Annotated in this window: 10 protein-coding genes and 1 pseudogene; 6 read left to right on the forward strand and 5 right to left on the reverse strand. The window is 66.8% G+C overall.

The genetic code is table 11. The features are described from left to right. Window positions 1–194 precede the first annotated feature (194 nt). The 4 genes and pseudogenes from ACH4YL_RS04770 to ACH4YL_RS04785 form a co-directional block, all read right to left on the reverse strand. Window positions 195–2,330, reverse strand: coding sequence for a bifunctional polysaccharide deacetylase/glycosyltransferase family 2 protein (locus tag ACH4YL_RS04770; protein ID WP_398504853.1), 2,136 nt, complete (start codon window positions 2,328–2,330; stop codon window positions 195–197). 86 nt (window positions 2,331–2,416) lie between these two features. After that, the gene (locus ACH4YL_RS04775) at window positions 2,417–3,205 is read right to left on the reverse strand and encodes a hypothetical protein (protein ID WP_398504855.1); all 789 of its coding nucleotides are present in this window, start codon (window positions 3,203–3,205) and stop codon (window positions 2,417–2,419) included. Window positions 3,206–3,442: 237 nt separating this feature from the next. Next, the gene (locus ACH4YL_RS04780) at window positions 3,443–4,090 is read right to left on the reverse strand and encodes a YcxB family protein (RefSeq protein WP_398504856.1); all 648 of its coding nucleotides are present in this window, start codon (window positions 4,088–4,090) and stop codon (window positions 3,443–3,445) included. Between the two features lie 304 nt (window positions 4,091–4,394). Further along, a pseudogene (locus ACH4YL_RS04785) lies at window positions 4,395–4,666 on the reverse strand (replication initiator); the annotation flags it as partial. Between the two features lie 580 nt (window positions 4,667–5,246). On the opposite strand from ACH4YL_RS04785, the gene ACH4YL_RS04790 reads away from it, so the two are divergent. The 5 genes from ACH4YL_RS04790 (at window position 5,247) to ACH4YL_RS04810 (ending at window position 9,022) form a co-directional block, all read left to right on the forward strand. Beyond that, complete coding sequence (locus ACH4YL_RS04790; protein WP_398504858.1) at window positions 5,247–5,651, forward strand: hypothetical protein; 405 nt, start codon at window positions 5,247–5,249, stop codon at window positions 5,649–5,651. A gap of 113 nt (window positions 5,652–5,764) precedes the next feature. Continuing rightward, a complete protein-coding gene (locus ACH4YL_RS04795; RefSeq protein ID WP_398504860.1) occupies window positions 5,765–6,508 on the forward strand; it encodes an ATP-binding cassette domain-containing protein in 744 nt (247 codons plus the stop codon). A 2-nt stretch (window positions 6,509–6,510) separates the two neighbouring features. Beyond that, window positions 6,511–7,776, forward strand: a complete 1,266-nt coding sequence (locus ACH4YL_RS04800) for a hypothetical protein (protein ID WP_398504862.1) — start codon at window positions 6,511–6,513, stop codon at window positions 7,774–7,776. Further along, entirely contained in the window at window positions 7,773–8,375 is a 603-nt protein-coding gene (locus tag ACH4YL_RS04805) for a hypothetical protein (protein ID WP_398504864.1), read from the forward strand. The genes ACH4YL_RS04800 and ACH4YL_RS04805 overlap by 4 nt, the downstream gene beginning before the upstream one ends. Before the next feature lie 236 nt (window positions 8,376–8,611). Next, window positions 8,612–9,022 (forward strand): hypothetical protein, encoded by a 411-nt coding sequence (locus ACH4YL_RS04810; protein ID WP_398504866.1) that lies wholly within the window; start codon window positions 8,612–8,614, stop codon window positions 9,020–9,022. Between the two features lie 399 nt (window positions 9,023–9,421). Here the strand turns inward: ACH4YL_RS04810 and ACH4YL_RS04815 are convergent, their stop codons facing one another. Continuing rightward, entirely contained in the window at window positions 9,422–10,774 is a 1,353-nt protein-coding gene (locus tag ACH4YL_RS04815; protein WP_398504868.1) for a multicopper oxidase family protein, read from the reverse strand. 955 nt (window positions 10,775–11,729) lie between these two features. Between ACH4YL_RS04815 and ACH4YL_RS04820 the strand changes: the two genes are divergently transcribed. Then, window positions 11,730–12,158 (forward strand): ester cyclase, encoded by a 429-nt coding sequence (locus tag ACH4YL_RS04820; protein WP_398504869.1) that lies wholly within the window; start codon window positions 11,730–11,732, stop codon window positions 12,156–12,158. The last annotated feature ends 6 nt before the right edge of the window (window positions 12,159–12,164 follow it).

Consider the following 12,164-nt stretch of genomic DNA (forward strand, 5'->3'; position numbering starts at 1 on the left):
GTCGCCCCGGATCGGGTCGCCAAGGTGTGCCCTCCGAGCCTGACATCCACGGCTGACATCGACGACGGCGGACAGCCCCGTTCCTGAGCGGCCCGGCACAGCAGTCCGAGACTCCGGCCTACATGTGGCAGAGGTCCGGCGATCGAACCCGATCGGACGGTTGCCGGCCTGCCGGAGGCGTCCGCCTCAGAACCTCACGCCGGCTGCCGCCGCAGCGTGTCCGTCGCCGAACCGGTGCGCTGCATCCGGTGCCAGCGCAGCCTGCTGCCCAGCAGCGCCGTGACAACCGACTGCACCACCACCAGGTACATCAGCTGCCGGTAGACGAAGATCTGCAGCGGCAGCGTCCAGAGCGGTGTGAACTTCTCCTTGTCGAGGCGGAGCGCGTAGAGGGCGCTGATCACCTGCACGGCCGTGAAGCCGAGCCACACGGCTCCGGCCTGGGCGGCGCTCTGGAACAGCAGGCCGTACACGGCGAACACGTCCACGAGCGGAGCGAGCAACGGCAGCAGCGTCTGAAAGACGGCGAGATACGTCAGTCCGCGACGGCCGAACTTGCCCGCCGACCCCGTCTCGAACAGCGACCTGCGGTGCTTCCACATCGCTTGGAGGGTGCCGTAGCACCAGCGGTAGCGCTGCTTCCAGAGCTGTCGGACGGTGGACGGCGCCTCCGTCCAGGCGATCGCCGACTCCTCGTACACGACCCGCCAGCCCATGCGGCACAGCGCCATCGTCAGATCGGTGTCCTCGGCGAGCGTGTCCTCGCTGACCCCGCCGACGTCCGTCAGCGCCTGCCGGCGGAAGGCGCCGATCGCTCCCGGCACGGTTGGCATGCATTCGAGCACGTCGAACATGCGGCGGTCGAGGTTGAAGCCGACGACGTACTCGAGGTGCTGCCAACGGCCCAGTACGCCCTGCCGGTTGCCGACCTTCGTGTTGCCGCTGACCGCGCCGACGCGCGGGTCGGCGAGCGGCTGGATCAGATTGCGGATCGCTTCCGGCTCGAAGACCGTGTCACCGTCGATCATCACCACGATGTCGAAGTGTGCCCAGGAGAGACCGGTGTTGAGAGCAGCCGCCTTGCCAGCGTTGGGCTGGCGCACCACCATCACGCGTGGATCCGTCTCCCGGACCCACTCGGCGATCTCGAAAGTGCGGTCGCTCGATCCGTCGTCGACCACGATGATCTGGATGTACGGGTGCGAGGAAGCGAGCAGCGAGCGCAGGGTCGCCTCGATGCCCGCCTCCTCGTTGTACGCGGGCACGATCACGGTGACAGGGTCGTTGACCGGCGGCAGCCGATGGCCGCGGCGCCGTTTCTTGCGGGTGCGGCGCACGTGGACGCGGGCGACGGTGAACAGCAGCACGAGGCGCGCCAGGGAGATCACGCCCGCGGCCACCAGCAGCCAGGTCATGACGTCGGCGAAGCCGCGGGACAGGGTCTGCGCCCAGAGGACGGCTGTGCCCTTCGCCTCGGTCGCGTCCGAGACGGGGTAGCCGGCGCCGTTCATACGGAGCGCCGCGCCGACTGTCGTGAACCGAACGCCGTGCGGCGCGGACGCCAGGAGTTTCTCGGTGGCGTCGACGACCTCCTGCGAGCCGGTGAACTGGCGGATCGCACCTCGCTTCGCGCTCCGGTCGGAGGCGTCTGCGGCGTCGGCGGTGTCGGCGGTGTCGGCGCCGGCGGCAACCAGGATGTAGCCGTCGTCGATCGCGCGCCGCCCGGCCGCCCACTGGTCGGCGCACATGGACGCGATGTCCCCGGTGTGCGGCAGCCTCACCAGACGGGTACCGAGGCCGGCGGCGCCGGCGAGGGTGTTCTGGGTGACGGCGAGTTCGAGCCGCGCGCGGGTCGCCGAGACCTGAGCGAGGTTGGCGTCCGTGTAGGTGTGCGAGCCGATCTCGTGGCCCTCGCTGTGGATTCTGCGTACGAGGTCCGGGTGGGCGGCCACCTGGGTGCCGGTCAGGAAGAACGTCGCCTTGACGTGGTGCTTCTTCAGGATGTCGAGCAGCGGCGGAGTCCAGGTGGGATCAGGGCCGCCGTCGTAGGTCAGGGCGACCCTCCCGGCGGGCAGGTGCGCGCTGTGCAGCTTTCCGCCGGCCTCGCTGAGCACGGGACCGCCCGTGCGTATCGCGGCGGGGGCGGCGGTGCAGTGATGTGCGGGAGTGGCGGTGGACGCTATCTCGTGCCGACCGTAGCCGCTGAACAGCAGCGCGGTGGCGGCGACTGCGAGAGTGAGCAGAAGCAGCAGCCAGTGGGCGCGGGGGTCGCGCCGCGGGCCATGCCGGTTGGTACTGGCAGGCGGTCTCGTCTGCGTCGAACGGGTCACCGCGGACGATCGTGCCGAGCGCTTGGTGCGCGGGGAACGGTTGCTGCCGGTGGAACGGGTCGTTCCGGTGTCGCGCGGTGGGTGACTCACCTAGGTCCCTTGGTCGATCCCTGGCCGCCGCCGGGGTGGTCGCCGGAGTTCCCCCGACCCGGCGCGCTCGTGGTGGGAGCGGCTGTGCTCGTGGGCGCCTTGGTGGGCTGTTCCTGGGTCTCGTCGCCGGTCTTGGAGGCACTCGCCGAGGGGCTCGGCGCCGGCGACTTCCCGGGCGCGGCGGACGGGTCGTTGGTGAGCCGGGCGGTCGAGCCGGGCTGGTCCGTGGCCGTCGAGCCGTCGTGCTTCTGCTCCTGCTTCGGCTTCTCCTCCTGGCTCCAGGGCAGCACGCCGCCGGAGGGCACCGGACTGAAGAATCCTGCGATCACGACGCCGATGAAGACAACACAGACTGCCGCGACAGCGAGGGCCGCACGGTGGATCAGGCGACTGCGGCGGCCGGATGCGTCGACGAAGACCGAGCCATCGTCGCGGCCGGCATGGTCCTGGTCGTCGTCCGTGCCGTGGGCGTATCCGTCGTCTCGATGTGTGGGGTCGTGTGCGATGCCGTGGGCCGGGTCACCGGTCGCCGCTGCCGAATCCTGCCATCCGTGCCGCGCCGCCGGGTCCACGTATCCGTCATAGGCCACGGTCCCGTCGCCGTACGGGTGGTACACGAGCGGCAGGCCCTGGGTGTCGCCACCGTCCTGGTATGCGCCGTTCCCGGCGTACGCACCAAGGGTGCCGTCCGCGAGGTTCGCGTGCTCCGCGTGGTACACGCCGCTTGCGCCGCTTGCGCCGCTTGCGCCGTACGTGCCGTCGCCGTGCTGAGGGTGCCAGGACATGGGCGCGGAGTATAGAGAACCGGGGGGCCCGCGGCGCAACGGACGCAGATACCAGGGCAAAGCGCCCTTCCCTCGGCGGCGGCGGACGGAAGGCGGCGGTTCAGGTCCTCTGGTGGCCGGTCGACGGTGCATTTCGGGGGCGCGCCGGGAAGGAGCGATGGCGCGACTGGTAGAGCTGCGGGCGCGCAGGTCAGGGACTTGATCCCCAACCCGGGCCCTTGTGTTATCTAGACCAATTCAGGCGTCACGTACCACTTCCGCACCACTTGGGCCCTCTTCCGGCTGGTCAGAGCCCTTCTTCCGCGCGGCCCGGTCCATCCCGTCCGGCCCGCTCGCCGCCTCCTTCTTACTCTTGCGGTCTGAGTGCTGGTAGATCAGTACGGAGGCGAGCAACTCCCGCACGCGTTCCATGTCCTGCGGCGCGCTCAAGCCGCGCTTGGGCAGTAGCAGCACTCCGGTGCCCCATACATCTGGGGTGAGTAGCACGAAGACCCGGCGACCCTCGATGCAGCGCCCGTAGAACTCCCAACCTGTGTGGTTCGTATGGCGCTCGGACACAGTGTCGATCCCTGACTGGTCGACCGTGACGCGATGTTCGCCTAGGTGCCTGGCGTATCCGAGCAAGGCCAGAGCCATCAGCCAGCGGCACGCGATCATGATGAGGATGGCGATCACTGTGAACTGCAGTAGCCCCAGGGCAGGGGAGTCGATGCCCTGAGCCGCAACGTTGATCGCGATCACCAGGCCGAGGAAGATGCCCACGACCCGCAGTACGCGATAACTCCACCGGCCAACCGGACTGTGCCGCATCTGGAGTTTCAACCCGTCGGCTATCTCCCGCAGTGTCACCGTGTACGTGAACTGCACGGATACGTCGGCGGTCATGCGTCCTCCCCAGGGCTGATGGACAAGGGATCGTACTGGTAGGCGATCAACGGCTACTCATCCCACCGCAGCCGGATTGCAAATCGCGGTGAGACCTGCGGTCCCAGACACTTCGGGGGCCGCCGGGAACGCCCTGGCTCCTGGTCCTCGTACACGTCTCCCACGCGGTTGCCAGCCGGGTGGCGCGGGTCGGGTCACCTCATCCACGTCGCCCAATGTGCCAATGATGACCTCGCAAGCGCCTCACAGCACCGCTCCTGCGTCCGGGTCCTGCCAATCGCCACGCGTGAGGTCAGCCTCGACCTCAGCCATAGGTGGGTTCTCCTTCCGTGCCGAGGGCGGGCGCGAGCGAGGCGGATAGCCACTCCTCGCCGCAGGTCATGCCGATACCGGCGAACGCCCAGTGGGCGACGACGTATGTCGTCTCCTCCTCCTGGTCGACCTCGACCGAACGGAACACCTCGGGCAGAACCGCAAGCGCTTGGGCGCGCCGCCACTCAGCTCGGGCATTGCGCAGCGCACCGAGAGTTGTCGAGTAGCGGCGCGTCTTCGTCGGTGGCCGCGGAAGCCGAGCAGTCAGCGACCCAGCGGGAAGAACCACCACAGCGACCTGGCCTGTGAGCCTCAATATGGCCTCCTTCTCAGAGGGGGCACGCGCGAAGGATCAGCGAACAGAAGGGGCGACGCCTGCGGCACGCAGCCACGTCGACCTGGCGCAACGCACGTGTCGCCTTCGGGATGAGAGAGGCGGAAACGATCCCGATGGCTCCGCTTCCCCAGCCCGCCACCAGTTCCAGTGCCCCGGCAGTTCATCCCCACCAACGCGCCACAGAAGGGGCAGCCAACTTTGGAGGCATGCCCCGCGTGGCTGATCGGCAAAATCCGGCCATATGTGGCCCCGCTGCCGGGGCTCATGTGGCGCTGCAGAGCCCAACGGCCCCATGGTCTACGCCATTTCGCGCCGGGCCTACCGACACCGACCGCATTCGGGCACAGTTTCGAATACGCCTTCCTGTAGTTGATCGGGCACGGCTAGTGTCGCCCTGCGATCGCCAAGCACAGCCGTCACAGGCGTGCCTCCGGGGGGAGGCGAGCGCTCTCCCTCCGTCTGCCTGCTTGGCGTCTGACCGACATCATCGATCAGATTGGTACGGGGATGAACGCGAAGAATCGTCGAATGGCACGGGGGCTCGTCACCGGGGCGGTGCTCCTTGGATTCGCCGCCGCGACGCCTGCCTTTGCCGAAGGATCTTGGACGTCCTACATCACCGGCTGGACACCGGGCAAAGAATCCCGGCGCTGGACCGACAACAACACCGACGCTGCCAGCACCTCAGTAAGCTTCAGCGGCTGCTCCTCTGACGGGGGCACTGGTTTCCGGCAGGCCGGACTGAAGCTCTGGAAGGACGTCTTCGGCCCGGACGATGACCAGGGAACCAAGTCCAACACCTGCAACTCTGTCTACTGGGGCGACAAGGCCAGCGGAAAGTACTACTTCGAGCTCTGGAGCGTCACCAGCGGCGGGCAGCTCTCCGTGAACTCGGTGACGACCAGGTACTGATGTAGGCATTCCGGTGTCCCGGTGATCACAACTGTCGCCGGGACACCCGCTTGCACCAGCCGGCCCACGACCAAGCCGCTCCACCACTGAAGCGGCGGAATGTGCTCCTCAACATGGCTTTGGTTTTCCGTGATCTCGTTTTCCGCTACGGCCGGAAGACGGAGGTGTTCGCCGGGCTCGACCTGCGAATCGACAGTCGCTCCACCGTCCTACTCGGCCCCAACGGCGCGGGCAAGTCCACTCTGATGGCCCTCGCGGCCTCGCAGCTGACCCCCACTCAGGGTTCGGTCACCTGGAGGGACCTGAGCCCCGCGGACCGGCGCAACCGTGGCCCGTATCGCCGGGCAGTGGCGTGGATTCCGCAGCAGATCACACCAGTTCCCGGACTCACCGTCAGGGAACAGATCGCCTACGCGGGCTGGCTGAAGGGGCTGTCCCGAACGGCTGCATGGGAGGCGTCTGCGGCTGCCGTCGAGAAGGTCGGCCTGACCAAGCTCGCAGACCGAAAGAGCCATCAGGTGTCGGGCGGACAGCTGCGGCGCATGGGCATCGCCGGAGCACTGACCCACAGCAGCGAGATCATCCTCATGGACGAGCCGACCGCCGGGCTCGACCCGCAACAGCGAGCGATGTTCCGCTCCCTGGTGGAGGAGCTCAGCGACACCGTTCACGTCATCGTGTCCACACACCAGACGGAGGACCTCGCCGACCTCTACCGGCACGTCGTCGTACTCGACCACGGCACGGTCCGCTTCCAGGGAACGACCGAAGAGTTCCACTCCCTCGCCAGCGGGCTCGACTCTCCGCGCGGACAAGCGGAAGCCGCCTACGCGCAGCTCGTCGGAGGGGAGTTCTGACCATGCTGGTACGCACGGTAATCCGCTCCTCCTCTGCGACTCTCGTCCTACCGTTCCTCATCGGCTTTGTCTTCGTAGCCCTCGGCGACGACCTGTCCGCCTGGGTCACGGCCCACTACTGGCCCTCCGCCACGGGCAATGCCACCTTTGCGCTTCCCTTCGTGGGCCCGGCGTGTGCGGCCGTGGCCGCCTGGGAGGGCGCCCGCCTGCACCGGGGAGGCGTGTTCGACCAGGCCCCGGCCCGCGGCCCGCTGGCCATCACGGTTCCCATCCTCCTGCCCGTGGCCGCCATGGGTCTGCTCGGCATGACCGCCGCGCTGCTCACCGCTGCGGCCGCCGCAGACGTCGGCATCGGACTCCCTCACCTCGGAATCACTCTGGTAGCCGCCGGAGTCCTGCTCGCCAATACCCTCGTCGGGCACCTCGTCGGCCGGACGATGCCCGGCGTCCTCGCCGCGCCACTGGCACTGATCGGATCCTTCTTCCTCAACGCCTACCCCGCCTCGTGGAGCACCTTCTGGCTGCGCCATGTCGTGGGAGGCGGACTGGACAGCTGCTGCTCGGTCGACACGGTTATCGACCAACGGGCTATCGTGAGCGGAGGAGTCTTCGCGGCCTCCGTGTGTCTGGCAGCCCTGTTCGTCATTCACCGCCGGGGCAGCACGATCGCCGTCGCCGCGGCCCTGGTCTTCACGGCAGGCGGCTTCGGCGCGGCAGGCTACATCGCACGAGACCTCACCGCCAACGCGGTCCAGCCACGGCCCACCAGCGCCCTGATCTGCGACGGGAACCAGCCCACCATCTGCCTGTGGCCCGAGGTCGAGGACCGCGACATGGTCCAGCGCGAAAGCCGCAAGGCAGTGGCCCTCTTGAAGCAGGCCGGTATCCACGTACCGCCGACACTGACCATGGCGGCCAAGCCCGAGGCCGGCGCGACCAAGCTCGGCATCCCGACCAACGTCCGCGCCAACGATGTACCCGCCGGCGTCGCGTCCGGCTTGCTGACCGAACCTCCCGCCTGTGCGTACAAGGACGAACCCTACCCGGCCGTCGTCGCTGCCGGCCCCGTCGCAGCCTGGCTCTACACCACCGCCGGCGAGCCGGCCCAGGCCGTCGCGGGCAGGTTCGGCCCCCAAGAGGCAGCACTCGCCCAGCAGGTCAGGAAGCGGTCCCGTGCCGACCAACTGGGCTGGTACGAGCGCAACATGAAGGCACTGAGGTCCTGCCGCACGCAGCCCCAGCTCACCCTCTCGGAGGATGCCCCGTGATCTGGTGGCTCAAGATCCGCGCAACACCTGCCCTCACGGCCGGCCTGGTCGGCACCCTCGCCGTGGGCCTGCTCGTCGGTAGTTCCGAACTCCCCGTCCCGGCTCTGGCGGGACAGGCAGGCCAGTTCCTCGTCGGACACCTCATCACCCTGGTCCCCGCCGTCCTGCTCATGTACGGCACGGGACGCGGAGACCTCCGCGCCGAAAGCGTCGCCTGTCGCCCCACGCGCAGATGGGACGTGGCCCTTGGGCTGGCCGTGGCCGCCGTCGGCCTTGCAGCCGCAACCCTCTGTCACCTCCTGTGGTCCTCGGACATCGCAGTGGTCCTGGGACGCAACATCGGCGGCTACATCGGAATGGCCCTCTTCCTACATCCCCTGGTCGGCCACCGGGCCGCCGGGGCAATCCTCGCCGCGATCCCCCTGCTCTGCGCAGCCGCCGGATGGGGACCAGGCGGCCAGCCCGAACCATGGGCCTGGCTCCTGCACCCCTCGGACTCACTCCTCGGCGTCACTCTGGCCGCTGTCACGCTGGCCGCCGGAGTCACGATGGCACTCACCCGACAACAGCCCCTCTGGGACATCAACTCCATTCGCTAAAAGCCCCAGGGCCTCATTTCAGCCAGCCCAATACTCCTGTCAATCATTCACCGAATGATCGGCACCATCTCCGTGCGCGGCGACCCCAAAAGAGTCGTCGACGAATACGCACGCAGTACACAAAACTCTTGCAGCGGAATTCCCGAAGCCGTAAATTGACGGCGCCCATGAAATCTAATTCTCTGCGATATCGACATCTCGATTGAAACGCGAGAATGGACCCCTAAAGGAGAGACATGAATTCTGCCAGAAAGCGCGTCATTCGAGGAGCATCCCTCGGGGCGGCAATCCTCAGCCTTGCCGCGATAGCCCCTGCGCACGCCGAAGGGAGCTGGTCGTCATACATATCCAACTGGGCTACCGGCAACGAGTCCCGCCGCTGGAGCGACGGGAACAACGACTCCGTCAGCACCTCCGTCGGACTCGGAGGCTGCTCCGCATCACCGACCGCCTTCAGGAACGTCACCCTCGCCGTGTACAAGGACGTATTCGGTCCCGACGACAATAAGGGAAACAAGAACAACAACTGCGGCACCAACTCATGGGGCGACCTCGCCTCGGGCAACTACTACTTCTCCGTCGAACTCATCAACCAGAACGCCACGGGCTTCCGGTTCTCGGCAACCAGCGTCTACGTAAAGTACTGACGAGACGTCGGACACCCCACAACTGAACCTCTCGGTCGGGATACCCGCCAAACCGCCTGTGCAGCGGAGCGCCCCGCCAGCCCCGGCTACGGCTGGCGGGGCACGCGAAAAGCCCCAGGCCAGCGGCCCGGGGCTTTGTTGTTGTCTGGCCTGCTCAGTGGCCCCGTGCCAGCGGCCTTGTCCCTAACCACGAGGCGAGGGCTTTCCCGCACTCCGTCACAGCGGTGCCATGACCAACTCGCCGATCACCCGCAAGCCGACCTGCGCAGCCAGCCAGCGCGCACGTTCGGCCTCGACCTGTTTGACGTGGACAAACATCCGGGGTGGGTCGGGTCAGCGCCTCAGTGCCGGTCCGGGCCCCTTGGGCGCGGACCGGCACACGCGGGTCGATCGATCCGTTCAGTGGCCGTGGTCGCCACCGCCATGACCGCCGGCCTGGCCGCCGCCGCCCTGGTCGCCGGGGCCGACAACCGTCCACGGACGCATCAGGTCGTCGTCTTCGTGTTCGAGAATGTGGCAGTGGTGGACGTACGTCGCCGGGAACTCGGTGCCGCTGCCCGGAATCGACGCGATCAAATCCGTCGGCGGATTGAATTCCTCAATGATGATTCTGGTCACCGTCTCCGGATAGGACTTGACCGTGTCCTTGTAGGACCGTGCTTCGTCCGGGTCCGGCGGAATCGGTGGGCCGGTGAGATAGTTCGCCAACACCGGATAGTCCTCCGGCTTGCGGCCACCGTCAATCCACTTTTCGTATTGTGCCTGGTAGCCGGCCGCGTCGATCGGCTGCCTGTTCAACACCTGGAAGTTGACGAGGTGGACATGCATCGGGTGGGCGTCGTGGTTGGGATTGATGTACTCCCAGATCTCGGTCGAGCCCGCCGTGATGAAGTCGTGGGACGGCTCCATGAATGGCACCGCGTTGAACGTCATGGTGCCGAAGAGCTCGTGCTGGTACAGGACCCATTCCCGCCGACGGGTGCGCGACTTCGGCTCGATAGGTGCGACCTCCGGCAGCACGAGTTTCATGGGCGGCGTCGTCCTGTCCGCACGTCCGGACAGTCGTTTGGTGACCTGGAATTGCATGACTTCCGAGATTTCCGGTCCGCCGCCGCCGGGGAAATGGACCGGCGCGTTGTAGTTCGTCAATGTGACGTTCGTGCCCATGGGCATCTGACTGAAGTCGACGATCAGGTCGTACCGCTCGGCCGGCGAGATCAGGAAGTTCAGCATGGGCAACGGAGCACGGAAGCCGCCGTCGGTGCCGATCAGCCAGAACGGCAGTGTGGGCTGAGGCAGTACGTCCCTGGGAACGTCGAACCTCAGCCGAAAGAAGCGCTCGTTCGAAGCGTTGAGAATACGCAGCCGGTAGCGTCGCGGCTCGACGGCCAGGAATGGGTACGCCTTCCCGTTGACGACCGGGGTGTCCTCGCCTTCCTGCAGGGTCATGGTGTAGGCGAGCGAGCCGTCCGGGTGGAAGGTCCGGTCCTGCAGGATGAGGGGGACCTCGAATTCGCCTTGCGGCAGCCCGAGCGGCTCGTCGGCGGGGTCACGAACGAGGTAGAGACCGGCAAGGCCCGCATAGACATTGAGGCTGGTCATCCCCATGCCGTGATCGTGATACCAGAGCATGGACGCACGTTCGTGGTTGGTGTACGCGGAGATCGCTTCGTTGGGTTTGACCCGGCTCGGGTCCAAGGTGGAGTAGGACTCCGCGTGGACGCCGTCCGGGCTGAACGACTGCAGCGGCATGCCGTCGGACTGCGGCGCTGTGAAACCTCCGTGCTGGTGTACGACGTTCCACACGTTGACGTTCGGGGGAAACGGCGGGTGGCTCGTGTAGGGGAGGCGGAGCGATCGGTGTGAGCTGGGGGTCCCCGCTGCGAATGGCGTCGATCACGAACTGGAACATGTGGGTGGTCGGCAGCTCGTTGCGGTACTTGACGACCGTCGGATGGTCCGAGTTCACGCTGATGGTCGGACCCAGATAGCCCATGCCGATCGCCTTGTGAGGATCGTGCGGGTTCGTGGCCCAGTAACCCCACGCCTTTGCCGGCCCGAGATCCCGGTGGAAGCGCCACGAGCCCTGCCGCATCGTCAACTCGTAGTAGTCGGCGCCCGGATAGACGGAAGGATCCGGGATGGCTGCCATCGGCCTGGGCAGCGGGTCGACGAACCTCTTCAGCGGAAGGGTCTTCGGCACCGGGGTGTCCGAAGACCCTGTCCCGTGATCCGGCGACGCATACGCCTGCGCTCCCAGAACACCCCGCGGAAGCAGGGCCGCGCCGCCCAAAGCACCGGCCATGAGGAATTTCCTTCGCCCAACCATCATCCCCAGCCTTCCATCGCCTCACGTAACGTCCAAGGGACAGGGATACAGGGCTGGTTCACAACGTTGCCGCAGCACGCCGGTCCGGTACGGGAAAGCCACTCAATGAGCCGACCTCAGCAGCAACTCGACGGGCAGGCATCAGAATTGGGGCTGGAATCGAATTATTACTGCCAGTCTGAATACACGTAAAGCCATCTCGCCTGGTGCGGCCGAACTGGTTCATCCCAATCCACTGAACATTCTTCTGGCGCGGCCTATAAGCGGATCTCAGGCTCTTCTTGACCTTGACGCGGCGGCAGCGTTTCTACTGAGAGCCATGCGGATCGGAGCGATCACCGCGCTCGTCCGTGCGATCACCCTGGAGAGGACACCGAGATGGACACCACCACCGAGAAGAGCCAGGCCCTGCTGGACACGGCCTACAAGACGCTGGAGCGCGGCGATCTCGACGCGTGTGTCGAGATGCTGACGGAGAACTTCATCGCCAACGTCCCCGGGATACCCGACCCGCTGCACGGTCGGGAGATCTGGCGGCTGGGGGCTCGGGCCATGCTGGACGGATTCCCCGACCTGCAAATCAATGTCGAGGACATGTTCGGCGTCGACAACAAGGTGGTGGTGCGGGTCCACTTCCGCGGAACGCACCGGGGCACCTTCCAAGGGGTCGCGGCGACGGACCGGCAGGTCAGCTTCCGGAGTATCGAGATCTACCGCATCGAGGGCGACAAGATCGCCGAGGAATGGGTCGCTCCGGACATGATCAGCCTCATGCAGCAGATCTCGTCCGCGCCGGCCGGCCACTGACCCCCA

Origin of the sequence: Streptomyces sp. NPDC020681, from assembly GCF_044334895.1 — a bacterium.
Lineage (GTDB): Bacteria > Actinomycetota > Actinomycetes > Streptomycetales > Streptomycetaceae > Streptomyces.